Source organism: Ruegeria sp. CH8 (assembly GCF_056536985.1).
In genome coordinates this window covers 1-24,319 of sequence record NZ_JBQFQR010000043.1, presented here as the reverse complement: position 1 = coordinate 24,319, position 24,319 = coordinate 1, and the positions used below count along the sequence as shown (strand labels likewise).

Here is a 24,319-nt window from a genome sequence, read left to right as displayed (position 1 = left end):
AGAATGTCTTCGTCCGAGTATCGCTTCCGAGCCATCCCTTGTTCCCCCTTCTCGGCCAAAGTAGTGGCACAATTTTAGGGGGCAAAGACACTGATCATGGGCAAAAGCTACGCAACCAACCTGCCCCGCTAAATAAATATTCTTCTGACAAGACCCTCCGGACTGGTTTTGAAATACTTGAAGGCGGCGGGTTTTGTCATTTCCAAACGCTACGCACTCGCCCTTCCCCGCTCAAGCAAAGTTCCTCTGACAAGACCCTTCTAACAAGACGCTTGAAAGAGCTGTGTTTGTAGCGCCGGATCGCTATTCAGCTCCCCGCCCGCCCAAAACTGATCTCTTCAGATGATCGCCGGCAGAAACTTAGTAAAGACCCGCGACCTTTGCCCTCAGCTTTATGAGCGACGCTACAGTATCGATCGTAGGTGTTGCGATCCCAGTTAGACGCCCTAATTCCTGGACCGAAGTGACCAAGGCATCAATTTCCATAGGTCGATGCAACTCCAAGTCCTGCCACATCGAGGTCTTGTGCGCACCTACAGCTGCTCCGCCATCAATTCGTTTCTCAACATCAATCGGAAACCTAACCCCCAGTTCTTCAGCGATTTCCTGAGCCTCTAGCATCATTCCACGCGCCACAGATCGTGTACCCTTATCGGTACACAAGACATCAAGTGTTGAGTGGGTAAGAGCGGAAATCGGGTTGAACGACAAGTTGCCCCATAGCTTAAGCCAAATCTCGTCGCGAATTCTTGGTCTAACAGGCGCACGCAGCCCGGCGGTGGACAATGCGACCGAAAGGTTGGCGGCACGATCTGATTTAGAGCCATCGGGCTCGCCTAATGAAAAACGATTGCCTTCGACATGCTTGATCGAACCCGGAGCAATAACTTCTGCGGCTGGGTAGACAACACAACCAAGCACTCGATCCGGTCCAAAACCGTTCCATTGCGCGTCTCTCGGGTCTACAGATGCCAACCGCGTCCCCTCGAAGGGGCCACCCTGCTTGTGGAAGTACCACCAAGGCACCCCGTTCACTCCGCTCACTATAGTCGTTTCGTCCCCAATCAACGGCTGCATTGAGTCCACGACTACTGGAACAGAATGCGCCTTAAGTGTGATGAAGACATAGTCTTGTGGGCCGAGATCAGTAGCATTGTCCGAGGCTCGTATTGTCACGTTGATCGGGTCCCGCCCATCCTCAAAAAGGGTCAGCCCTTTTTCTTGCATTGCGGCCAGGTGGGGTCCACGTGCGACAACACTAACGTCGACGTCAGTCTGCGCAAGCTTCGCGGCCACGTAACCTCCGATAGCTCCGGCACCAAAGATGCAAATTTTCATGTGTCTAAGCCTTTGCCAGTCCCAATTTAGCGGCCAGCCCGATCCTTTGTATCTTACCAGTCGCACCTTTTGGAATCTCTTCGAGAATAACCACTGAAGTCGGCACCTTGAACTTTGCGAGCCGCGCGCCCACAAAATCCCGGACTTCCTGACCAGCAATCGCGGCTCCTTCTGAGAGCACCACCGCCGCTGCTATGTCTTCGCCCAGTTTTTCGTGGGGAACGGCAAAACAAACTGCCTGAGCGACGTCCGGATGGCTCAGAAGCACGGCGTCAACTTCAAGTGGACTGATTTTTTCTCCACCACGATTGATAAGTTCCTTAAGGCGTCCGGTCAGGCGCAGGTAATTCTCTTCGTCGAACGACCCTTGGTCACCGGTGCGAAACCAGAGTTTTCCATCCGCTTCAAAGAAATTGTCTGCATTTGCCTGCGGGTTGCTCTCGTATCCCAGTGTCACGTTCGGACCGCTGATAACGATTTCTCCGACGTCACGCGAAGCGACCAATACATTTTCCGTTTCATCTGCAATTCTGACTTCGGGGCCCGCTGCTACTCCGACGAATCCGGGCTTTTGCTTTTGTGGAGGAAGCGGGTTGCAACACATTTGATGTGTTGCCTCAGTCATACCGTAAGCTTCAATGACAGGTGCATTAAAAGTCGCTACCAACTCTTCCATTACCGGCGCAGGCAGCGACGCGGAAGAAGACCGCAAGAAACGCAATCGTGATTGCTCAATGATCGATTGGTTACGCGCAGCCCGGGCGAGAATGGCTTGGTGCATTGTTGGAACTGCAGTGTACCAAGTCGGATCGACTTCGGCGAGTTGTGAAAAAAAGCTGAGAGCATTGAAGCCCTGAGTGCTACTAATTTGAGAGCCCGCGCCCAAGGACGCAGCGACGGCCGCGATCAACCCATGGATATGAAACAGGGGCATAATGCTCAGACAGCGATCGTCCGTCGTCAGTTTCAAAGACGAAGCCACGTTTTGCGCCGACGCGTAGATATTGGCCTGCGTCAAGGGAACGATCTTAGGGCGCGACGTTGTTCCTGATGTGTGGAGTATCAGGGCGACGTCATCTTCGCCCGGTGCTGATGCATCAGCCGCTCCAATTGGGTCACACGCTAGAACGGAGAACTGCCCGGCTGGGCGAGAACTATCAGCAGAAGCCCGCAAGATGGTTACACCCAGTTCCGTCGCCGCTTGCACGGCTGGGCCGTTTTCGTTTTCACTTACAAGAAGTGCCTTGGCTTTCAGGTCTTTCAGATAGAAGACGTATTCTTCGTAAGTGTACGCTGGGTTTAAAGGTGCCGTCGTCGCAACCTGGGCGACGGATATGAAAGCAGTCGCCATCTCTGGCCCGTTGGGCAACACAATTGCCACTCTGTCGCCGCGCCCTATTCCGATCTGATGCAGATCCTCTTTGACCTTCGCGCAATGCTCGCGCAAACCAAGGTAGCTCAACCAAGACCGGCCAGGCGCACCAATGGCATTTGCAGTGTCTGCGTGGTGTGCGATCAATTCAGCGACTAAATGGGGCATCTGTTATCCGTCTACACAAGCGTCGGTTTGTTTCGCAGAGTAAGGTTTTTGCAGCAGGTCTTAAGTTACGCGAACGGTCAGACTACCCAGCTTGTCGACGGCCAAGACCATAACATCCCCACGGTTGACGGGACCAACACCAGACGGTGTCCCTGAAAGGATAACGTCACCGGCCGCAAGCTCGAAGTAGTCGCTCAGGTAAGAGATCATCTCGGGGACTTTCCAAATCATCTGGTTCAAGTCGCCTTCTTGCCGAACTTCACCATTCACCGTCAGAGTAATCGGACCTCTGTTGAGGTGCCCGACCTCTGATGCCTTGTGAATTGGTCCGCATGGCGCCGAGCGCTCAAACGCTTTCCCAATTTCCCAAGGGCGACCCATTTTTTTCATCTGTCCTTGCAGGTCGCGACGGGTCATATCAAGCGAAAGACCGTACCCAAAGACATGATCCAATGCATCGTCCACCGAGATATTCGTGCCGCCGGACTTGAGCGCAACAAGCATTTCTGCTTCGTGGTGCACGTCGGAACTGTGCGGAGGGTACGGGAATTCCCCTGACGGGTCCAAATTGTTCGGGTTCTTTTGAAAGAAAAATGGAGGTTCCCGGTTCGGGTCATGGCCCATTTCAATTGCATGCGCAGCGTAGTTTCGCCCAATGCAGTAGACACGCCGGACCGGGAACGTGCCGCCCCCCGCTACGGGTATGACATGCACCTGCGGCGCGGGAATTACATGATCGGACATCACTTTCCTCCTGAACGTTTGACTGCCACAGATCGGATTTCCAAACGGTCAGATACCTTCCGATCGATGCCACGCCACATTCAAACGGACGCGGCGGCTTACCAAGTCATCGCCAAAATTCAGGCTGTTTTGCAAGACCAACGGCTACAATCTACCCCGACCATTTCCCGAATTGGTTGGGCGCCAGCGCTACTTCAGCTGTCGGACTGGATGCTCGTAGGCAGCACCCGCGAATAAACCGATTTCAGGTGATCCACCATGGCACTGGCCGCAAGCTCACAGTCGCCCTTTGCTATGGCAGACACGATCAAATCATGTTCGCTAAAGCTGGAATAGTTTTCTGCGGGCTTTAAAGTTTCGCGTGGCTGCCCCCAAACAATCGATCTTCGAACCGAATTCAAAGTCTCAAAGAAGTATAAAAAGAGCTGGTTACGAGTGGAGCGGGCTATAGCGTAATGCAAATTATTGTCCCAAGCTTCGTACGTGCGCCAATCCTCTGCGGTACGACATTTGTCCGCGCAAAGCCTCATTTGCTCACGATCGGAACGTGTGGAATGGAGCGCTGCGAGGCGGCTAAGCTGCGGCTCGATCGTAAATCTAACGGATACAACCTGCTCAGGTTTAATCTGGTTGCCCAAATAAGTTACATCGGTGAGGTTGAGAACCGGCCTGGAACCAACAAATGTTCCCCGCCCCACATGACGCCAGATCAGCCCCTGGGCCTCAAGCTCTGCCAACGCTCTTCGCAACTGATTGCGAGTGGTCCCAAGATTTGAACACAGTTCACGTTCAGGTGGGAGCCTGTCGTTATGCCTGTATCCGGCATTGTTAATCATGTCGCGTACACGGTGCGCGAGTTCGGTTGGTGCACTCATATCTCCACCCAATTTGGCGATTGGTTGATTGATTGAAACGCCAAGTCGGAAAAAACTCAAGGGCAAGAGGAAAGCAAGAAACGAGTCGCCGGACAGGATCCGTGACCACGTCTTGACATAAGCACGAGGGAGGAGTGCCGAGTGCGGTTAGCAACTGTTTCCGTAGAGGGCCACGCCGTTTGCGTGGCAATACTAAACGATGGCGGCAAGTTGGACGTTTTGCGCGCAGCGCAAGTGCTTGGCGAAGCGTTGGACGCGGGCTCAATGCAGCATCTGATCGCAGGCGGAAAAGATACGCTTGGCGTTTTGAAAACCCTCGTTTCATCGGCCGAAGCGGGGAATCTAAACGACGCACTGGTCCCGGATGACGCGCCGTTTCTGGCACCAATTCCTTCCCCGCGTAAGAACGTTTTCTGTGTCGGGCGCAATTATGCTGAACACATCGCCGAGGGCGAACGTGCCCAAAACCAAAAAATTGGCGTAACAGAGCATCCGGTCTTCTTCACAAAACCGCCGACATCGATTGTGGCGCCAGAGGCAGACATTCTGATATTCCCCTCGGTCTCACAAGCCATTGACTATGAAGTTGAACTGGCAGTTGTGATTGGAAAACCGGGGCGAAACATAGCCAAGGCTGACGCATACGACCATGTATACGGCTATACGATCCTCAATGACATCACCGCACGCGACATTCAACGCCGACATGGTGGGCAGTATTTCAAAGGCAAAGGTTTAGATGGGTCTTGCCCATTGGGCCCATTCATAGTGACCGCTGATACAATCAGCGATCCGCACGCTCTATCAATCGGATTAACAGTCAACGGCGAACCGCGCCAAAACGGATCGACGTCGGACATGATTTTCGACATTCCAACGCTGATCGCATCCCTTTCAGAAGGTATGACCCTGGAACCTGGCGACGTAATCGCGACCGGCACACCGTCTGGTGTCGGATACGCCATGGACCCACCACAGTTCCTAAAAGACGGGGACACTGTGGTTTGTGAAATTTCAGAAATCGGCACGCTCAGGAATACCGTGCGCGTCGTTTAAGTGGCTCCTGCATAGCTGAATCTGCGGGTTGCCAACCATGCAAGGGAGGAAGACTAAAATGATGAACAGAAGGACTTTCACAGCGTCCTTGCTTTCGGCGGTTCCGGTAGCAGGAGCATTAGGAACACAGGGCTTTGCGCAGGACTTGCGTAAAATTACCTTCGTGCAGCCAAGCCCTTCGGCAATCAATTCATTTCCGGTTTTTGTCGCCATTGGCGAAGGCTATTTCGCTGATGAAGGGTTGGATGTGACCGTCGAGGCGATCAACGGCTCAGGAGCCGTGCTTCAAGCATTGTCCGCCGGACAGGCTCACTTCGGTCGCCCCGGTCCTGGCCCCTTAATTGCCGCACGGTCGCGGGGTGTAGATGCCGTACACATCTACAACGTTGCGGCACGCAGCAACTTTGGCATAGCCGTGCCAGAAGACTCTGACATCCAAAGTGTTGAAGAGCTTCGAGGTAAAGTTATCGGAACAGGTACGGCCGATGGCGCAGAAGTCGGCTTTGCACGTAACGTGATGACCGGAGCAGGCATGAAAGAGGGTGAAGACTTTACCTTCCTTACCGTCGGCGACGGTGGCCCGGCGACCGCGGCTTTCCTAAACGGCGAAATCGACGCTTACTCTGCTTCGACGGCTGACACGGCAATTCTGAACCAGCGCGGAATGGCAGTGCGTGACATCACGCCTGCGGAATTCGGGCGTTTCTTCGGAAACGGCATCGCCACGATGGCGGACACAATCGCCAACGATCGCGAATTGGTCGAAGCCTGGAGCCGTGCATTCGCACGAGGTCATGCCTTTGCACTCGATGATGCCAACCGCGAAGCTGTGCTGAAGCATCTGGCGGACGGCAATCCTCAGGAAGGAGAAGACAAGGAATTCCAGTCAGCGCTATTCGATGCCGTGCGATCGAAAACCATAGCAGCGGATCCAAGCAATGGTCTGGGATGGTACCCCGCCGAAGTTTGGCAGGAATGGCAAGACGCACTTGTTGCAGGGGGCGAAATCCCAGGACCGCTGGATGACCTAAGCGCCGCCTGGACCAATGAATTTGCCGCCATCGGCAACGAGGCCGCCAGCAAATGAACGCCGTAGTCACACATGAGTTTTCCGGCGCGCCCTTGGGCACGCCGGTCTACGAATTGACCCATGTAAGCAAGACCTATGCGCGCAATCTTGTTGTCGCGCTTGAGGACATTAACCTGACGCTTCGGAAAGGAAGCTTCACATCTGTCATTGGGTCCAGCGGGTGCGGCAAGTCAACTCTACTCAAGATCATGGCGGGTCTGATCCCGCCCACCAAAGGGCGTGTAATCCTTCAGGGGCAACCAGTCACTGGGACCCGCCGGGACATCGGTATGATGTTTCAGCAAGCGACGCTTTTCCCCTGGAAAACAGCGGTGGAAAACATCGTCTTGCCAATTGAGATCCGCGATGGAAAAGCGGCGGCCAAGCAAGCTATGGCCAAGGCGCATGAACTTTTGGACATCGTAGGTTTGCAAGGGTTCGAAAACGTATATCCGAACGAATTGTCAGGCGGTATGGCACAACGCGCTTCGATCTGTCGAATGCTGATCACGGAACCAGCCGTGCTATTGATGGACGAACCGTTCAGCGCGCTCGACGAGTTGTCACGCGACATGATGAACATGGAATTGCAGCGGATTTGCAGGGAACAGGATGCGACTGCTTTTCTTGTGACGCACTCTATTCAGGAAGCTGTTATTTTGTCTGACGAAATCGTCGTCTTGAAACCGCGCCCAGGCAGGATTGCTGAAATCGTTGAGGTCGACCTGCCACGCCCAAGAACACTCGACATGATGACGACACCCAAATTCGGCGCTATCGTAGACTACATTCGCAGCCTCCTTGATAAGGGAGAAGAAATGTGAGCGAAGTTCAGAATTACTCACCTTCCGTAAAAGACGCTGCCCCCTCAGAAGACACTGTATGGGAGCAGAAGGTTCACTTTATCGACTCGGTTCCTCGCTGGCTGGCGATGACCTTTGTCTTCGTGGTTTTTGTCGGAACTTGGCAAATTGTGACCAGCCTTAGGCTGGTCTCTCCGATCATTCTACCGACGCCGATGGAGACCCTCAAAGATATGATCTTCGTGGGGCAAAACCTTTTGACCGGCGGCTACATGCTTGGGGCACTGTGGATTACCATCAAAGAGGTCATCTATGGTTTTGCGCTGGCAATCGCGATTGGATTTTCGCTGGGCGTTTTAGTCGGCGAAACGGCCTTTGGCGAAAAAGCCGTAATGCCCTACTTGGTGTCTATCGATACGATGCCAAAAGTCGCGTTCGCTCCTCTCTTTGTAGCTTGGCTGGGCTTCGGCATTGAATCCAAGGTCGCGCTCGCGGCCTTTATCGCGACATTTCCAATCGTTGTTGGTACCGCAGCCGGACTTCACGCCGCCGACGAAAACGCGCGCATGTTGTTCAAGACGATGGGCGCGAGCCGGATGCAGACATTGATCAAGATGAAGCTGCCAACCGGTCTGCCGCAGATATTCACCGGCCTCAAGATCGGAGCAGTCGGCGTTATGGCAGGCGCGATCACGGGCGAGTTCCTGGGGGGCGGTAAGGGATTTGGTGAGTTGATCCGTGTTGCGGCATCGCAACTCAATACTCCGCGCGTGTTCTCCTTGATCCTGTACCTAAGTCTCGTTGGTCTCGCTGTATTTGCGACAGTTGTATGGACACAGCGAAAACTGGTGTTCTGGCACAAAGAGCAGGTTGGCAGAGATGACTTCTGATCCAATGAAAATAAACTGCCAGACCTTGCGTGAATTTGTGGCAACCGCGCTCGAAACGCGAGGTGTGTCAAAAGCAGATGCAGACAAGGTAGCCTTGCTGATGGTCGAGGCCGATATATTCGGATACGGCACTCACGGGGTCTTTCGATTGCGCCAGTATCTTGCCCGATTAGCTGGGGGAGGGTGCAATGCCAACCCAAACGTCTCCGTCATACATCAGACTGTCGCGACCGCGTTGATTGACGGCGATGACGGCCTTGGGCATTTGGCTATGTCGGCGGCGCGAGATCTTGCGATAGAAAAGGCGAAAGAGGCCGGTATCGGATGGGTCGGTGTTCGGCGCGGCAATCATGCTGGACCTTTGGCACTTTATGTGCGCCCACAAGCCGAAGCTGGAATGCTTGGCATGGCCGCAGCGGTGGGCAGTGCGAACCACGTTCCGCCCTATGGTGGAACCGATTTACTTCTTGGCACCAATCCTATCGCTTTCTCTGCACCTGCCGATGGCCCCGACCCGTTTGTGTTTGATATGGCGACGACAGTTGCCGCGATGGGCAAGATCAAGACCCTGTTGCAGCAAGGCGAACCTATGCCCGAAGGTTGGATGGTTGGGCGTGATGGCAATCCGTTAACGGACCCTGCCCGCAAATCAGAAGGGTTTCTTTTGCCGATCGGAGGTCCGAAGGGTTTCGGCCTTTCCGTGGCCATAGGGTTGATGGCCGGGGTCCTGAACGGCGCTGCCTTCGGCTCTGACGTGGTCAACTTCACATCAGACACGACCTCATCCACAAACACAGGGCAATTCGTAATGGCGCTTGATCCGGCGGCCTTTGGAATGGAAAAAGACTTTGCTTCGAATGCAGCCCGCGTCTTCTCTGAAATGCGCGCATCCGCCCCCCTGCCCGGTCATGACCCGGTACGCCTGCCCGGAGACGGAAAAACGGCCGCAGCTGACGCCCGTCGCAAAGACGGTGTAAGACTTAACCCCGCTCTTTGCCGAGACCTCAACAAACTTGCTGAGGACTGTGGGCTATCCCCTCTGTTTCCTAGTATCAGCGCCGATTAGCAGCGCATCCGTGGGAAGCTGGTAGGCGCTTTTGACGCGAGTTTAGCGAGGTGTCTCGTCCCCTGCCTCCAGCGCTTTCACAAGAGCAGAAAGTTTGTTCATCATGTGAAGCTTCATGGTTTTTCCAAGCCCATCTGCATCGCGGGCTTTAAGCAACTCCATCATGGCTTCATGTTCATCAATTGCCTGCGCCCAGCGTTCGTCCGACAAGTTGGCCATAAAACGTGCACGGCGGACCCGTGCGGCCAATAGCTTGTGGTGGTTTTCCAAAATTTCGTTTCGCGCGCCCTGAATAAGTGCCTGATGGATGTCCTGATTGGCTTTGAAATACGCCTGCCGATCACGCGCCTCGTACGCGCTCAGCATATCCTTGTGGCTACTTTCAATCCGTTGAAATCCCGCGGCGTCCATTTGCTGACAGGCCAGTTCCCCAACCAGTTGTTCAAGCGCTGCAAGCACTGGAAACGTGTTCTCCAATTCTTCTCTCGTTACACTCGCAACGCGAGCACCACGATTGGCCTGAAGAACCACAAAGCCTTCGGATGCAAGAACTTTTAGCGCTTCTCGCAATGGTGTCCGTGAAACACCCAATGAGTCGCAAAGTTGTTTCTCGGGCACTTTCTCACCCGGTTTCAAAACGTCTTCGACGACAAGATTGCGCAAGCGTTCGACCAACTCTTCATGTAGGGTCGTGCGTTTGATACTGCCCGTCAGATTCATGTTCACTTCCTAATCATCAAGTACCATTTCCAGCAAGCGCGCAACGTGCATGGGCTGCCGCCGAGTGCCCTCGGTGATCTGGTGTCGGCATGATGTTCCATCCGCCACAACAATTGCATCCGCAGGCGCCGCTTCTAAAGCTGGAAACAGGTCGAGCTTTGCCATCTTGGTCGATACATCGATAGTGTCGGGCGCGTATCCAAATGCCCCGGCCATACCACAACAACTGCTTTCAATCATGTGAACCTGCGCCTTGGGAATACGCTTCAGAAGGTTGAGCATAGGCGTGACGGCATCGTGTGCCTTCTGATGGCAATGTCCATGCACGTAGATCGGTCGATCTGTCGGCTTCAAAGGCAAGTTCGGCTGGTTGGCCAGAAATTCCTCAATTGTTTGTGTGGCCTTCGCCAACAACTCCGTTTCCGGCCCCGGGCAAAGAGCCAAATACTCGTCCCGGAAAGTGAGGATAGAGGACGGTTCAAGTCCAACCACCGGAACCCCTTGAACGACTGCCTCTCGCGTCGCGTCAATCACGCGCTGCGCCTCGTGACGCGCCTCTTCCACGCAACCCACAGCCAAAAGAGTGCGCCCGCAATCCAGCGGCCTTCCAGTATGATCATCCCGTGCTACGGCGACCCGCAGTCCTAGCGCACGCAGGACCCGGACCGCGGCGCGTAGATTGTCAGGCTCGAAATACCGGTTGAACACATCGACAAACATAAGAACCTGCGGATCAGCGTCCTGTGCCTCGGCATCCAGGAACGGGTCAGAAGACCACACTGGCAGGTCACGTCGCGCCGAAATTCCAGTCGGTTTTTCCAGTAGTTTACGCAAAGGAACAATTTTATTTCGGATATTCAAAAGCCACGCAACTTTTGCTGCTTTAGGCGCATATCTGGGCAAATAAGCTATTAATTTATCTGCCCATGTCAGCCCGTCTTTTTTGCGCTTCGCTGAAAGCACTTCGATCTTCATGCGGGCTATATCGACGCCAGTCGGGCATTCACGCGCGCAAGCCTTGCAAGACACGCAGTATTTCATCGTGTCCTGCATTGCGTCTGAGGCTAAGCCGCCCGGCAACTGCCCGCTGATGGCAAAACGCAACGTGTTTGCCCGCCCACGTGTGGCATCACGTTCGTTTCGGGTTGCACGGAAGGATGGACACATAACCCCGCCCTTGAGCTTGCGACACGCACCGTTGTTGTTGCACATCTCGACGGCGCCCTGGAATCCTCCTCCGGCACCCGGCCAAGCCGACCAGTCCAACGCCGCCTCAAATTCCGGAACTGAATAGTCCGGGCCGTAGCGGAAAAGACGGCGATCATCCATGGCAGGCGCGTGCACGATTTTGCCGGGGTTCATTAGCCCATCGGGATCGAACCGGTCTTTAACCTGTTCAAACGCAGAAACGATACGTGGGCCGAACATCTTGCCATGAAACTCTGATCGCACGATCCCATCACCGTGTTCGCCTGAATGAGACCCCTTATATCTCTTGACCAGATCAAAGGTCTCTTCGGCAATCGCCCTCATTGTCCGGACGTCTTTATCCTGCCGCATGTTCAGAACAGGACGAACATGGAGACACCCGACTGAGGCATGCGCGTACCATGTCCCTTTTGTGCCGTGCCGGGAAAAAATTTCGGTAAGGCCAGCGGTATAATCAGCGAGATCAGGCAACGGGACGGCGCAGTCTTCAACGAACGAGATCGGTTTACCCGCCTCTTTCATCGACATCATCACGTTCAACCCAGATTTCCTGTATTCCGCGATCGAGTTTTGCAGTTTGGTATCAGTAACTGATACAACCCCGCCCCAACGGTTTTCAGTCCCGCTGAAATCAAACCCGAGATCTCCCATCAGTTGCGATAGCTCGACCAGCTTTGCAGCATTGGCGTCAGCGCTACCCTCAGCAAATTCCACTAACAACAACGCTTCAGGGTTGCCTTCTACAAACGCCTCAATCGTACTGCGGAACAATGGGATATCTCTCCCCAACGCAATCATGGTGTCGTCGATCAATTCTACCGCCTGCGGCTTGAGCGTCACGAGGTGCTGTGTTGCCTCCATCGCAGAACGGAACGTCGGGAAATGACACACGCCGACAACTTTCTCGCCCGGCAAGTGAGCAAGGTTCAGTTCCAATTCAGTGAAATAGGCCAGACTGCCTTCTGACCCCACCAGCAAATGAGACATGTTGACGTCGTTGCCGACAAGCGCATCGATGTTATACCCGCCCACACGACGCTGGAGATTGGGAAACCGGGCGTCAATTTCCGCAGCCTCGCGACGCCCCAGAGCACGCATGTCCCCAACAAGATCGGCATAATCGCCAGATGCCGTCGTATCGGCGCTGAACCGTGCTTCCATACCATCGCTGAGGATTGCACTTATTGCACGGACGTTATCGCGCATGATCCCGTAGCGCAGGGATTTTCCACCAGAAGAGTTGTTGGCGGCCATTCCTCCAAGCGTGCAACGTGACGCGGTCGAGGGGTCTACGGGAAACCATAAGCAATATTGCTTTAGTGACTGGTTCAACTGATCCAGAACAACGCCGGGCTGAACACGCGCGACACGGTTCTCAACGTCCACGTCAAGAACACGATTCAAGTGCTTGGTGTTGTCTAAAACAACGCTTTGATTGACCGTTTGCCCACATTGCGATGTGCCGCCGCCGCGCGGAAGAACGGAGCATCCTTCGTCGCGCGCTACAGACATCACGGCCTGCACGTCCTCTTTGTTTCGGGGAATGACCACGGCGTCCGGCATCATCTGATAGATCGAAGCGTCAGTCGAGTATCGTGCGCGTGATGCCGGGTCAGCCATCACCTCGCCTTGGACGTCAGACATCAGTCGGCGGTGCAACGATCCATTCTCAAGCATCGGGTTCGCCTTCTCTTCCCAACTAGCCAATTAGAAGCTTCACTTCACCGTTGACTGAATAATGAATTCATAATTAACTTTTGCCAATAGGTAAATGCGCCACTGTTTCGGCGCCAGCGGAAGGACCAGTTCAGATGCGCCAGGCGGGCAGACATTTTTTGCAAATCCCAGGGCCAAGTGCCGTGCCGGAACGCATCCTGAAGGCCATAAGCATGCAGACCATCGATCACCGGGGGCCAGATTTTGCAGAAGTAGGCCACAAGGCCCTCGCTGGGATGAAAACAATTTTCAAGACAGAACAAAACGTCTTTATCTACCCTTCATCCGGTACAGGCGCGTGGGAAGCTGCGCTTGTGAACACAGTGTCGCCGGGCGGAAAAGTTCTCATGTACGAAACAGGACATTTCGCATTCATGTGGTGTAACTTGGCTGAAAAAATTGGGTTACAGCCAGAGTTGATTGAAGGGGATTGGCGTGGCGGTGCGGACCCCAATCAGATAGAAGACCGCTTGCGCGCGGACAGTCAGCACGAGATCAAGGCGGTATGCGTCGTCCACAATGAAACTTCTACCGGGTCAGTCTCGCCAATTGAGGAAGTGCGCAGGGCAATAGACACGGCGAAACACCCTGCCCTTCTTTTGGTTGATTCAATCTCTGGCCTTGCATCGATCGATTTTAGGTTCGACGAATGGGGCGTAGATGTCTGTGTCTCCGGTTCGCAAAAAGGGATGATGCTACCGCCGGGTCTCAGCTTCAACGCTGTGAGCGATCGTGCTCTGGAACATTCAAAATCCGTGACCATGCCACGCAGCTATTGGAATTGGCAGGATATGTTCGAGCCAAACCAGAAAGGGTTCTTCCCTTATACCCCTGGCACCAATCTTATCTATGGATTGAATGAGGCCATCGATATGTTGCACGAGGAGGGGCTGGAGAACGTATTCGCTCGTCATGCCCGCCACGGAGCCGCGACTCGAGCTGCCGTGCAAGCATGGGGGCTTGAGGTATTGTGTGCCCGCCAAGGTCAGGAGTCAGGCGTACTGACCGCTGTCAAAGTGCCTGAGGGGCATTCTGCTGATGCCTTTCGTGCGACGGCGCTGGAGCACTATGATATCTCACTCGGAAATGGTCTATCCAAAGTAGCCGACAAGGTATTCCGAATAGGTCACTTGGGCGATTTCAACGACCTGATGTTGATGGGCACACTCTCAGGCGTAGAAATGGGACTCGCCAAAAGCGGCGTGCCGCACACTACAGGCGGTACTCAGGCTGCATTGGAGTATCTCAAGGCCGCGTAACGCCGGACAGAGTCTCCAAAAACTCAACTAGGTCTGCAATCTCCTGCTCGGATAAATTCAGTTCAGAGAGTATGGCTTCGCCATCGGCGTGAAGCCTTTCTATATCAATTTCGTTATAATGTCGGACCACGGCGTCCAGATCATCCAGGCTGCCGTCATGCATGTAGGGGGCGGTTTCGGCCACACCTCGAAGGCTGGGCGTACGAAAGGTTCCAAAATCGGAATGGCTCCTTCGTACATTTCGGACCGCCCACGCGCCTTGCTTTTCCGGATCGTCAGTCCAGACTCCGTCCAATGTGTAAGGGCTGGAGAGCAAGAAGTTCAGCCCTCCGAACCGGCCATCGTCGACTTCGGTTTCACTCAGAAAATATTGCACGCCCGCGTCGTGGAATTCGTTGTTGGAAAATCTCGGGCCATTATGGCAGAACGCGCAATTCCCGCGCCCCAAGAAGAGCTGAAGCCCTCGCTGGGCAGCTTCGGGGTAGTTCGCAGCCTCTGCCAGATCGCTGCGCTCCAACGCGTCGCGAAAATCGTCAAATTGTGTCCGCTCGGTTACAAGCGTTTCCAGATAAGCTGATAGGGCTTTGGCAATGTTTACCAAAACCTGCTCTGTGTCTTGGCTTTGAACATCGCCAAAAATGACCTCAAAATCTTCAATGTACGTACTCTCGGAAATGGCTCTCATTAGGCTTTCTTTGCTGTGCGCCATCTCTTGTTCTTCAATGATCGGATGCAAGCTGGCAGCCCATAGATTATCGCTCTTTCCGCCCCACCCGTACCATCGCAGACCAGCCAGATTTCGCAGTGATGGCGTATTCCGATCCAAAATCACGCGACCGAATGTTCGTGCCTCGGAGTTGGTGAGTGCCTGCTCGGGGTCGTGACAACTTGCACAGGCAAATGCACCATCAATCGACAACAGCGGATCGTCGAAAAGCGCTGCGCCCAGCGCAATCGCTCGGGGATCGCTTGAAACCCTGTTGCTTGGATCAGGTTGGTATGATGGTGGCCACGGCCCAAAGGACAGCGTTTGTTGGATTTCGTCTTCTGACAATAGGACTTCTGCACGCGCCGAACTCGACAGTAAGACTAGCGCAGTTGTCACCCACAACTTCATTTCAGCGCAATGTCAAAGGTGTAGGATACCGATTGCCCGTTGTATTCGACGTCCACTTGAAGCTCCCACATTCCCGGCATGTGAAACAGCATATCATCGACACGGAACACACCGTCGCCTTTTGCAGTGACGACTGGAAGGTAGTTCATCCCGTGTTGGTGAGCAGGCATGATTGCATCGACACGCATATCACTCACGGCAATTTCGCTGCACACAGTGAGGAGTATTGAAAACGGTTGAGCCAACGGAATTTGGTTGACAGTCACATGCACCGCAGGCGCGTTCTGAATTTCCGAACCCATCCGTTGCCCGGTCGCCTCACAAGCGACGGCAGCGCCGGAAGATACCAGAAACCAGACGAGCCAGCGGATCATTTTGATGCCAGCAACCGTTCTGCGTTGGCATAGGCAATGTTGTCCGCGATCTGGTCTGGAAGCAAATCCAGCCATTCGCGTGAAAAATCTGCATGCGGGCCGACGTAATACCAGCGCTCCGGCGCAAATGTATCGGTACCGACCATAAACCGATCAGGATGCGCTTCGAACGCAGCTTGCCAATCCGGATCGACACGGCCCCGCGAGACCATGTCGGAACGGAACGCCAGATCGGCCCAAAGCCGGGGATACGCATTTAAAGCGTCGACAACTTTTCCCGGATCGTCAAAGCCAGAATGTGCCCACAATACCCGAGCCTCCGGCCAGGTTTCGAAGATCAGGTCAACCGCGTCGCGATCACCGTGATGGTGCAGAATTAAGTTCCGTTCCTTCGCCAGTGCGATCATACGCTGGACAACCGGCGTTTTGATATCGTCCCCATAGGCGTGAAACTCGCCGATGGCTTCGTAGTCGTTCTTCGACAGATTTGCTTCCAGATAATCGATTACTGTTTCGTCGTGCATCCAGGTGTTGATCTCACCGCGACGACGATAGGGACGAAGTGCCGGAACAACGATGTCCGGCGCTGCACCCAAAAGCAGTTGCGTTCCGTTATCGTCCGAGCTGGAAACCAGGGCTTTCCGCACGCCTGCATCCCGCAGGATTTTGGCCACTTGTTCGGGCGGAACCAGTTTCACGGCATCATGGCTGTAGTGAATATGTGCATCGAAAATCGGTCGCTCGTCGGCGATGGCCACTCCGCTGACTAGCGCTGCACATACAATGAATGTGTTTTTTAGCACTTCAAGCATCCTCCATAGCGTTCAGTCCCGAGCAAGCGTGACGTCGAAATTCACGTGCAGGTAAGGTTCAGTGATCCTACCAGAAAGTGCCATGTCATCGGGAAATTCCGAAGCTGGTCGTTCAACATACGTCATCACTAGATCGTCTCGAACACCAAAGACCGTATCCTGATCCAGATAGGGATCGTCGTCCGGAAAAATCTCGGTCACGAGTGAGCGATAGCCGAGGGCTTTGACGATAAAGTGCAGGTGTGAGGGCCTCCACGGATGGCGGCCGCAAGCACGCAGAATATCGCCAACTGGCCCGTCAGACGGCACAGTGTATTCAACTGGCTTTACTGTGGTGAACGCGTATCTGCCATCGTCACCAACTGTCATCAGCCCGTGGAAAGAGTAGGTGTCCTGTTCTTCATCCTGACTGGCGTAGAGGCCGTTTGGTGCCGTTTGCCAGATGTCGAGTTCTGCTCCTGCAATGGGATTGCCCGCTGTGTCCCGAATGATGCCTTCAGCAAGCAGAACCGGCCCGCCGTAATGTCGTTTCATATCCCCACCCATGGGCAGCGGAGGTGCGCCGGATACATGAAACGGGCCCAACACCGACGAACTTGTTGCGTCTGGACTTGAATGCAGCATGTCCACCAAAGAAGACAGGCCCAGGACGTCCGACGCCAGCACAAACTCGTGCCGGTCCTCGGCTTCCACAGCGGCACAGCCCTCGAGAAACGTAATCCCAGCTCGCCATTCGTCATGCGTCAGGTTGGTTTCGCGCGCGAAGTCATGAAGGTGTTTGACAAGTGACCCCATGATTTCGCGCATCCGCGGATCAGTGTCTTTGGACAAGTATCCCATGAAGACGTCGGTGATATTGTCTTTGGTGACAGAGCGCATCTTGGCCTCCTTAAATCAGGGCAAGGCTGAGGATCGGGAACTCGATCAGAATGAACAGAACAATTAGCATCACGAACGCAAAGGGAAGCGCGCCCATGAACACGTCCTTGAGTGATATGCGATCATCGTTGATCGTGGATTTTATAACAAAGCACGATATGCCCAAAGGCGGTGTCAAAAGCCCGATCTCAGCTCCGACCACGGTGATTATCCCAAACCAGATCAGCGACATATCAAGGGCTTCGGCCATCGGAAGGAACAATGGCACAACGATCAGAATGATGGACGCAGTGTCGAGCAACGTTCCCAAGAAAAGCATCAGCAAGACATAGAGCAGCATGATCGACCAGAAGGACGCCGAATTCCCAGCGAGCAAGTCCTGCAACTGGTTGGGTAGCCCGGCGAGTCCCAGCATGCGGCTGTAGATTGACGCTGCTGTGATAAGGAACAGGATCGCCGCTGTGATATGGCCGGTCTCCAGCAACGCATCCCAGAAGGCTCTGGGCGTCATGGATTTGCGCGCAACGGCGATAACCAGCGCGACCAGAGCCCCGGCTGCCCCTGCCTCGACAGCAGTTAGCCACCCCGTGTAAATGCCGCCGAGCACCACGGTGATGATGAACAATGTCGGCAGGGTTTTAGATGCGATCTCGCGCCCTGACATCCACTCGGTGTCTTCGACGACGCGGCCTCCAACGAAAGATGGTGTGAAACGCCCCATGACCCAGATCGCGCCGACATATGCGATTGCCAGCATAATCCCCGGAATAACCCCCGCTAGGAACATGTCCCCCACGGATTGTTCCGCCACAAAAGAATAGATAATCAGCATCGCCGAAGGCGGGATAATCATGCCCAAAACCGAAGACCCGGCAACCACGCCAACAGCAAAGCGTGGGTTATAGGCCTGCGCCATCATCTGCGGCACTGAGACTTTGGTGAACACGGATGCGGATGCAATTGACGACCCCGTTACGGCAGCAAAAACGGCATTGGCCCCGACGGTCGCCATGCCGATTCCGCCTTTGACCTTGCGAAACCGCATCGTCATGACTTCGTAGATGTCCTTACCTAATCCAGCCTTTGAAACGATGAGCCCCATGAAGGTAAAAAGAGGGATTGTAGCGAAGCTGTATTCCATCGCGCTGTCGCCGACCGCCACTTTCAGCAAGTTAAGCGCAAGCGTGAAGTTGTCCCGCATCAGCCAGATCGACACGAACGAGACCACGCCCAAAGCAATCGGAATGTAGACGCCGGCGTAAATCAGAAAGACGATTGCAATGACCGAGATCAGGCCAATCTCAATCGGCGTCATTCTGCGGCCTCGTCATGCTCTGGGGCGCGAATAAGTTGCGGGCGGTCCTGCGCCGTGACGACCTTGAGCAGGAAAATCACGCAGGCAAGCGCAGTACCGCACGCGATGACCAGTTTGACCGGCCACCATGGCAGTGTGAAAAGACCCGGAACGCCAAAGTAGTCCTGCGTCTCCCACATGTGTAGAAATTCTGGAAAAGTCACATAAGCGATCAAAGCCATGAAGATTGCCGAGATGGCGTTTATGATGCGCCGCAGGTTGGCTGTCAGGCCGGGGCGGCGATGGTGCAGCAGGTTTAGAAACCCGTCAGAACGTGTCAGCCGGTCCACTCTGACTACGTCGGCCAATTGGAAAAAAACGATCATCACGACCGAAAACTGCACCATCTCGTAGGTTCCGCGCAGTGGGGCAGAAAACAGACCGCGCGCAGCGACATCCACGTTTAGGATAACCACCAACGCCAGAACGACGAGCGTACCCAAAGCGTTGGCAGCGATTGCAAGCGAATTGGCAACCCGTGACAGGACAGCAACAGCAGTCTTCAGCATGTAAGGCCCCTTTCTCAGGTCGCCGAAAGGTTAATTGACCGTCCAGTCGCGCACACCAGTGAATCCGGCGCCCTGAAGCTTGCTCAGATAAGCGGCTAGCATCTCTGTGCCCTGTTCGCCGTTTTCGTTAAGCGTTGCAGCCCATTCCTGCGCAACATTGGACATAGCATTTGCCCACGCGGCGCGGTCTTCATCCGAGATTTCAATGATCGATCCGCCAGCTTCTACAAAGGCATCTCGTGACGCTGCGGCTCGGTCCATCGCAATGCCTGCCACATGGTCACGGTAGTCAATAGCCACGGCCTGTAGTACTTCTTTGACCTCATCGGGCAGACTTGCCCAGTAGTCGGCATTGACGGTGACTGTTTTTGTATTCACCGCACCAAGGTCTGCCTTCAACATGTAAGGGGCCACTTCGACGATTTTGAACGTCTTGGAAGCTTCCGGCCAAATCATTACGCAATCGACGAGGCCGGTTTGGACCATGTTGTAGAAATCTGTAAGGCCACCGCGAACGCCAGCCGCGTCCTTGATACCCTCGAGATAGCGCAGGTTCAGACCAGCACCCGCGATCTTGCGTCCTTCAAGGTCTGCAACTTTCTCGACCGGCTCTGAGCAGAACATCTGATATGTGTCGAGCACAACGCCTGTCGCCAGGTAGACCTGATTTTGCGCAGCGAACTCGTTCTGCATCGCCGGGTATTCTCGCGCGATCTCGTCGACCGCCTTGGCCACTGCGCGAGCATCCGACGCGACGAATGGTGTCGAGCCCGAGATCCCCTGGCTGGGCAGCTTGGACGAATGGAAGATGGTTGTGACGATGCCAATGTCGCCCAAACCCAACTGTACGCCTTCCAGAACACCTTTGGGTTTTACAATAGAACCGCCATAGTTCTCCTGCCAATTCATCTTGTAATTGCCGGACTCGGCCAACCGCTTATCCACTTCAGGAATAAAGAAGTTTGTGAATTCTTTCACCCACAAGGCCCGGTCTGGGTAACCATCAATTACGACAGCTGAAATGGTCTCTTCCGCTGCGACTGACAGTGCCATAGTGCTTGCCACGGCAACACCCAGCAGACTGCACTTGGTCCAGTTTTTCATTATCTCTCCTCCCAGAAAGTTTGATCTTGTTGCCCTTTATTTGTTCGCCTTGAACCCCGGCAGTCAGTCCTCTCCACACCAACCGATTTGCGCAGCATTGCGACGGCAAAGTACTTGGCCGATTGGCCGCCCACTTGCGTCATTTCCTCATGCATAAGAACAAACCCTGTCGAACGGAAATCGCGGCAGTTTGTGAAACAAACCCGTTTCATCGGCGTAACCTAGATTGCACAGAAAGTTCGATTTGAGGGTGGTTCCTGCAAAGAACTCCTCGTCGACAATCTTGTTCGAAAAGCCTGACATGGCACCTACGTCCAACCCAACGGCCCGTGCCGCGATCATGAAGTAAGCGCCCTGAAGCGTACCATTGCGAAACGCCGTATCGGCCACGTAATCGGGATTATTTTCGAACAACGGCCGACGATCTTCGTGTGGGAAAAGGAAGGGCAGTTCCTTCCAGAACTCCATGTCGTAGGCAATTATGGTCGTGACTGGCGCGCCCATCATCTTTGGCACGTTCTTTGGCTTCAAAGACTTGGCAAGCTGCTCTTTGCCCTCGGCACTTTTCACGAAAATGAACCGCGCAGGCAGTGTATTCATACTGGTCGCCCCGTTGATCGTGATGTCGTAAATCTCTTCAAGCAACGCGTCGGAAACCGGCTTGTTTGTCCACGCATAGTGCGACCGGGACTCGCGCAGAATCAAGGCGATTGCGTCATCCGACAGACGAGGAATGCGCGCGCGCAGTTCGCGATGATCTTGCTGCGCCTTGGCGCGAAGTGCCTCCAGCTCTGCCCCGGTCGGTACGCTCATTCTGCTGCCACCTTTGACCTGTTGTCTTTTTCGTCCACGATCGGGCTGGCACAGACGCCGATACCTTCGATCTCGACCTCAACGGTTTCGCCCGGCTTCAACCAGCGAGGGTCGGGTTTTTTGGCGTGGCCCACGCCCGGCGGTGTTCCCAATGCAACCAGATCTCCCGGTTCCAGGGTCATGAATTCCGAAATTGTCGCGATCACCTGGCGGACACCCCAGATCATGTTGGCGGTATTCGAACTTTGAAGAACCTCATCGCCAACGCGGCTTTCGATCTTGAGGCCCGAAGCGCCTTCGGGCAACTCATCCTGAGTCACGGTGAAGGGGCCAATTGCGCCCGTGTCGTCAAAGTTCTTGCCCGGCGTCCACTGAACCGTTTTGCGCTGATAGTCCCGCACCGACCCATCGTTGAAAACGGTATAACCAAACACATGATCCAGCGCGTTTTCTTCCGAGATATGGCGACCGCGTTTCCCAACAATCAGCATCAATTCCGCTTCATAATCGAAATGCTCGGAAGCCGCCGGTCGCACCATGGGTTTGCCAGCCGCCATGATTGAGTTCTTTCCGCGCATGAACAGCGTGGGGTACTCGGGAATGTCGTATCCACCTTCTTTGATATGGTCGGTATAGTTCAATCCCATGCAAACAATGGTGCCGGGGGCGGCCACCGGCAATGCTGGCGTGATAGTCGAGACTGGCACAGGCACCGCTACTGAGATTTTATCGGCCAGTGAGTCGCTCAAACCAGGATCGGCAATCAACCCCATCAGATCTGTGCCGACACCAGAGTCCAAAGCCGTTAAATTTACTGCTTTTTTGCCGTTCACGGCAAACACCGCGGTACCTTCCGAAGTCTCTCCCACTAGGTATTTCATTTTCATCATCCATATCAGTTTGCTTGATTTTTGCCGATTATTTTGCCATGTGTCAAATAATATCGATTTTATTGGAGAACGCAGATGGTTGCCTGGGCAGACTACAAATCAGAAGCACAGAGCCGCGGCGCACTTGCTTTGGAGCTTTACGTTGTACACAGCACGCCTGCCAAAGCGCCCGAAGACGTGAAGGCGTCACTTCCTGATCACCTGGCATATCAGGCGCAGCTTGAACGTTCGGGTCAGCTGGCTTTTGCCGGACCAATGTCGGATGAAACCGGTGAGCATATGCAGGGAATGGGCCTGATCATCTACCGCGCCGACAGCCTTGAGGCCGCTCGAAATCTAGCCGAGGACGACCCGATGCATAAAAGCGGGGCGCGCAGTTTTGTTCTTCGGCGCTGGATGATCAACGAAGGCTCACTGAACCTGACAGTCGGCCTATCGACCGGAACAAGCGCCCTCAGTTAAAAGCACTTCAAAGATTGCGCATTCAAAGAGGAAAAGTCGGATATGGACGTCATGCTTGATACCGAGGGCAAAGAGAAATCAGCCACTCATGGTGCGTATCGGCGGCTGCGCGATATGATCCTCACAGGCGAGTTGCCGCCCGGACAGAAGCTCAAGATCGAACAACTCCGTGGTCTTTTGGACACGGGCGCAAGCCCGGTTCGGGAGGCGCTTAGCCTCCTGACGTCTGACATGCTGGTCGAGCGGATTGATCAGCGCGGATTTCGGGCGGCGCCAGTCAGCAAATCCAACTTCGAGGAAATACTGTTGCTCCGATGCAACCTCGAGGAAACAGCGCTGCGCGCTTCCATCGCTAATGCAGATGGAGCTTGGGAGGACAGGCTTGTTTTGCGGCATCACCATATGAAAAAGGCCAGTCAAAAAGGTGTACCAGACTTCGAAGACGCCCACAAAGCGTTTCATATGGCCTTGTTGGAAAATGCAAAACTGCCGTTGCTGCTACGGTATTGCTCGCAGCTTTATGACCTCAACATTCGCTATCGTTATCTGGCGGCGGGAGGGCCAAGTTACAAAAAGCGCGATATCGCTGCCGAACACCAGCAAATCCTGGATGCCGCACTCGACCACGATGCAGACAGCGCAACCCGGCACTTGCTCAACCACTACCGCCGAACGGGTGAGTACCTGAGCAGTCAGATGGAGTCCTGAAATGCAGCGGAACTGGTTTCTTGGCGATCTGCTGAATCAGCTGTTCGATCGTCCCGGCAAAAAAGCGCGGCAACAATGACAATCGATCCATTGCTGAGCTTTGTGAGGCCTTGTTGTCCGCCGAAGGCGAAGTATCGGGCTTCACCCTCGCCTCCACAATTCTTGATCGCTACCAGACCTTGGAAGACCCCGAGAAATTGGAGTTTTTCGCCTATTTGAATGACCAACTTGAGCTGGACGCGGATCAGCTTGCCGAAGTGGCAAGCCACTATGCCAACGACAGAAGTGTCAATTTATATCATAAACTTAGCGAAGTCGCGGAACCCAGACGGCAAGAGTTGTTGCGCCGATTGAACCAACCATCCGGCGCGACACTAGAACTCGTAGCAATGCGCGTTGACCTATTGCGCTTTCTTAAATCCAACCCCGAGCTCAAACGAACAGATATTGATTTCGTTCATTTGCTGAGAAGCTGGTTCAATCGGGGCTTTCTTGTCCTCAAACAAATCAGTTGGGATACCCCTGCCCGCGTTTTGGACAAGATCGTTGCCTACGAAGCGGTCCATCAAATCAACGATCTGGATGATCTGCGACGCAGGCTCTACCCGCCGGATCGTCGTTGCTTTGCATTCTTCCATCCTTCGATGCCAGATGAGCCGCTGATTTTTGTCGAAGTTGCTCTTACGGCTGAAGTTCCAGACGCAATCGATGCGCTTTTGTCCGAAGATCGGGAACCGATCGAAACCGAACAAGCGAAAGTCGCGGCGTCCTACTCTATCTCGAATTGCCAGAAAGGTTTAACCAGTATCAGCTTTGGCAATCTGTTGATCAAACAGGTTGTAACTGAGTTGTCGCGAGAACTTGAGGGGCTTGATACATTTGTGACCTTGTCGCCGATACCGGGACTGAACCGTTGGCTAGAGGGTGCTGTCAGACGAATTCTAACCAGTCTCAGTATGCCGCAGAAACCGCGAACCTATCCGGAACAAAGTTGACGCCACTCGCTAAGAGC

Annotated in this window: 25 protein-coding genes; 10 read left to right on the top strand and 15 right to left on the bottom strand. The window is 54.2% G+C overall.

Annotated elements, in window-relative coordinates:
- On the top strand, nt 1-293 hold a 293-nt coding region (locus ACR0ER_RS24465; RefSeq protein WP_480771108.1), incomplete at its 5' end, for a hypothetical protein.
- Between the two features lie 67 nt (nt 294-360).
- Here ACR0ER_RS24465 and ACR0ER_RS24460 read toward each other — a convergent pair.
- The 4 genes from ACR0ER_RS24460 to ACR0ER_RS24445 all read right to left on the bottom strand — a co-directional run bounded on the left by ACR0ER_RS24460 (nt 361) and on the right by ACR0ER_RS24445 (nt 4,497).
- Nucleotides 361-1,338 (bottom strand): 2-dehydropantoate 2-reductase, encoded by a 978-nt coding sequence (locus ACR0ER_RS24460; protein ID WP_480771107.1) that lies wholly within the window; start codon nt 1,336-1,338, stop codon nt 361-363.
- A 4-nt stretch (nt 1,339-1,342) separates the two neighbouring features.
- Nucleotides 1,343-2,878, bottom strand: a complete 1,536-nt coding sequence (locus ACR0ER_RS24455) for an acyl--CoA ligase (RefSeq protein WP_480771106.1) — start codon at nt 2,876-2,878, stop codon at nt 1,343-1,345.
- A gap of 60 nt (nt 2,879-2,938) precedes the next feature.
- On the bottom strand, nt 2,939-3,622 hold the full coding sequence (locus tag ACR0ER_RS24450) for a fumarylacetoacetate hydrolase family protein (protein WP_480771105.1): 684 nt from the start codon (nt 3,620-3,622) through the stop codon (nt 2,939-2,941).
- A gap of 194 nt (nt 3,623-3,816) precedes the next feature.
- Nucleotides 3,817-4,497, bottom strand: coding sequence for a FadR/GntR family transcriptional regulator (locus tag ACR0ER_RS24445; protein ID WP_480771104.1), 681 nt, complete (start codon nt 4,495-4,497; stop codon nt 3,817-3,819).
- 141 nt (nt 4,498-4,638) lie between these two features.
- Here ACR0ER_RS24445 and ACR0ER_RS24440 point away from each other — a divergent pair, with 141 nt between their 5' ends.
- The 5 genes from ACR0ER_RS24440 to ACR0ER_RS24420 all read left to right on the top strand — a co-directional run bounded on the left by ACR0ER_RS24440 (nt 4,639) and on the right by ACR0ER_RS24420 (nt 9,381).
- Nucleotides 4,639-5,553, top strand: coding sequence for a fumarylacetoacetate hydrolase family protein (locus ACR0ER_RS24440; protein WP_480771103.1), 915 nt, complete (start codon nt 4,639-4,641; stop codon nt 5,551-5,553).
- Nucleotides 5,554-5,614: 61 nt separating this feature from the next.
- On the top strand, nt 5,615-6,640 hold the full coding sequence (locus ACR0ER_RS24435; RefSeq protein ID WP_480771102.1) for an ABC transporter substrate-binding protein: 1,026 nt from the start codon (nt 5,615-5,617) through the stop codon (nt 6,638-6,640).
- A complete protein-coding gene (locus ACR0ER_RS24430) occupies nt 6,637-7,446 on the top strand; it encodes an ABC transporter ATP-binding protein (protein WP_170336353.1) in 810 nt (269 codons plus the stop codon). The genes ACR0ER_RS24435 and ACR0ER_RS24430 overlap by 4 nt, the downstream gene beginning before the upstream one ends.
- Entirely contained in the window at nt 7,443-8,315 is an 873-nt protein-coding gene (locus ACR0ER_RS24425; protein WP_170383463.1) for an ABC transporter permease, read from the top strand. The genes ACR0ER_RS24430 and ACR0ER_RS24425 overlap by 4 nt, the downstream gene beginning before the upstream one ends.
- A complete protein-coding gene (locus tag ACR0ER_RS24420; RefSeq protein WP_480771101.1) occupies nt 8,305-9,381 on the top strand; it encodes an Ldh family oxidoreductase in 1,077 nt (358 codons plus the stop codon). Before ACR0ER_RS24425 ends, ACR0ER_RS24420 begins: the two co-directional genes overlap by 11 nt.
- Nucleotides 9,382-9,423: 42 nt before the next feature.
- Here ACR0ER_RS24420 and ACR0ER_RS24415 read toward each other — a convergent pair whose 3' ends face one another.
- Together ACR0ER_RS24415 and ACR0ER_RS24410 are read right to left on the bottom strand one after the other, a co-directional pair.
- The gene (locus ACR0ER_RS24415; protein ID WP_480771100.1) at nt 9,424-10,101 is read right to left on the bottom strand and encodes a GntR family transcriptional regulator; all 678 of its coding nucleotides are present in this window, start codon (nt 10,099-10,101) and stop codon (nt 9,424-9,426) included.
- A gap of 9 nt (nt 10,102-10,110) precedes the next feature.
- Complete coding sequence (locus ACR0ER_RS24410) at nt 10,111-12,987, bottom strand: FAD-binding and (Fe-S)-binding domain-containing protein (RefSeq protein WP_480771099.1); 2,877 nt, start codon at nt 12,985-12,987, stop codon at nt 10,111-10,113.
- A gap of 134 nt (nt 12,988-13,121) precedes the next feature.
- Between ACR0ER_RS24410 and ACR0ER_RS24405 the strand changes: the two genes are divergently transcribed.
- Nucleotides 13,122-14,285: a pyridoxal-phosphate-dependent aminotransferase family protein gene (locus ACR0ER_RS24405; protein WP_480771098.1), complete on the top strand. Its 1,164-nt coding sequence runs from the start codon at nt 13,122-13,124 to the stop codon at nt 14,283-14,285.
- Here ACR0ER_RS24405 and ACR0ER_RS24400 read toward each other — a convergent pair.
- From ACR0ER_RS24400 to ACR0ER_RS24360, 9 genes are all read right to left on the bottom strand, one after another.
- Nucleotides 14,272-15,390 carry a cytochrome-c peroxidase gene (locus ACR0ER_RS24400; RefSeq protein WP_480771097.1) on the bottom strand — a complete coding sequence of 373 codons (1,119 nt, stop codon included), beginning with the start codon at nt 15,388-15,390 and terminating at the stop codon, nt 14,272-14,274. The two genes, ACR0ER_RS24405 and ACR0ER_RS24400, sit on opposite strands and share 14 nt — an antisense overlap.
- Nucleotides 15,391-15,398: 8 nt before the next feature.
- Nucleotides 15,399-15,776 carry a hypothetical protein gene (locus ACR0ER_RS24395; protein WP_480771096.1) on the bottom strand — a complete coding sequence of 126 codons (378 nt, stop codon included), beginning with the start codon at nt 15,774-15,776 and terminating at the stop codon, nt 15,399-15,401.
- Entirely contained in the window at nt 15,773-16,588 is an 816-nt protein-coding gene (locus ACR0ER_RS24390) for an amidohydrolase family protein (protein WP_480771095.1), read from the bottom strand. Before ACR0ER_RS24390 ends, ACR0ER_RS24395 begins: the two co-directional genes overlap by 4 nt.
- Nucleotides 16,589-16,600: 12 nt before the next feature.
- Complete coding sequence (locus tag ACR0ER_RS24385; RefSeq protein WP_480771094.1) at nt 16,601-17,467, bottom strand: dioxygenase family protein; 867 nt, start codon at nt 17,465-17,467, stop codon at nt 16,601-16,603.
- A gap of 10 nt (nt 17,468-17,477) precedes the next feature.
- A complete protein-coding gene (locus tag ACR0ER_RS24380) occupies nt 17,478-18,782 on the bottom strand; it encodes a TRAP transporter large permease (protein WP_480709905.1) in 1,305 nt (434 codons plus the stop codon).
- Complete coding sequence (locus tag ACR0ER_RS24375; RefSeq protein ID WP_480771093.1) at nt 18,779-19,330, bottom strand: TRAP transporter small permease subunit; 552 nt, start codon at nt 19,328-19,330, stop codon at nt 18,779-18,781. The genes ACR0ER_RS24380 and ACR0ER_RS24375 overlap by 4 nt, the downstream gene beginning before the upstream one ends.
- A gap of 30 nt (nt 19,331-19,360) precedes the next feature.
- A complete protein-coding gene (locus tag ACR0ER_RS24370; RefSeq protein ID WP_480771092.1) occupies nt 19,361-20,434 on the bottom strand; it encodes a C4-dicarboxylate TRAP transporter substrate-binding protein in 1,074 nt (357 codons plus the stop codon).
- Between the two features lie 147 nt (nt 20,435-20,581).
- Nucleotides 20,582-21,247: a malonic semialdehyde reductase gene (locus ACR0ER_RS24365; RefSeq protein ID WP_480771091.1), complete on the bottom strand. Its 666-nt coding sequence runs from the start codon at nt 21,245-21,247 to the stop codon at nt 20,582-20,584.
- Nucleotides 21,244-22,128, bottom strand: coding sequence for a fumarylacetoacetate hydrolase family protein (locus ACR0ER_RS24360; protein ID WP_480771090.1), 885 nt, complete (start codon nt 22,126-22,128; stop codon nt 21,244-21,246). The genes ACR0ER_RS24365 and ACR0ER_RS24360 overlap by 4 nt, the downstream gene beginning before the upstream one ends.
- Before the next feature lie 84 nt (nt 22,129-22,212).
- On the opposite strand from ACR0ER_RS24360, the gene ACR0ER_RS24355 reads away from it, so the two are divergent.
- The 3 genes from ACR0ER_RS24355 to ACR0ER_RS24345 all read left to right on the top strand — a co-directional run bounded on the left by ACR0ER_RS24355 (nt 22,213) and on the right by ACR0ER_RS24345 (nt 24,302).
- Nucleotides 22,213-22,599, top strand: coding sequence for a YciI family protein (locus ACR0ER_RS24355; RefSeq protein WP_480771089.1), 387 nt, complete (start codon nt 22,213-22,215; stop codon nt 22,597-22,599).
- A gap of 42 nt (nt 22,600-22,641) precedes the next feature.
- A complete protein-coding gene (locus ACR0ER_RS24350) occupies nt 22,642-23,307 on the top strand; it encodes a GntR family transcriptional regulator (RefSeq protein ID WP_480771088.1) in 666 nt (221 codons plus the stop codon).
- A 113-nt stretch (nt 23,308-23,420) separates the two neighbouring features.
- The gene (locus ACR0ER_RS24345) at nt 23,421-24,302 is read left to right on the top strand and encodes a malonyl-CoA decarboxylase domain-containing protein (RefSeq protein WP_480771087.1); all 882 of its coding nucleotides are present in this window, start codon (nt 23,421-23,423) and stop codon (nt 24,300-24,302) included.
- Nucleotides 24,303-24,319 lie beyond the last annotated feature (17 nt).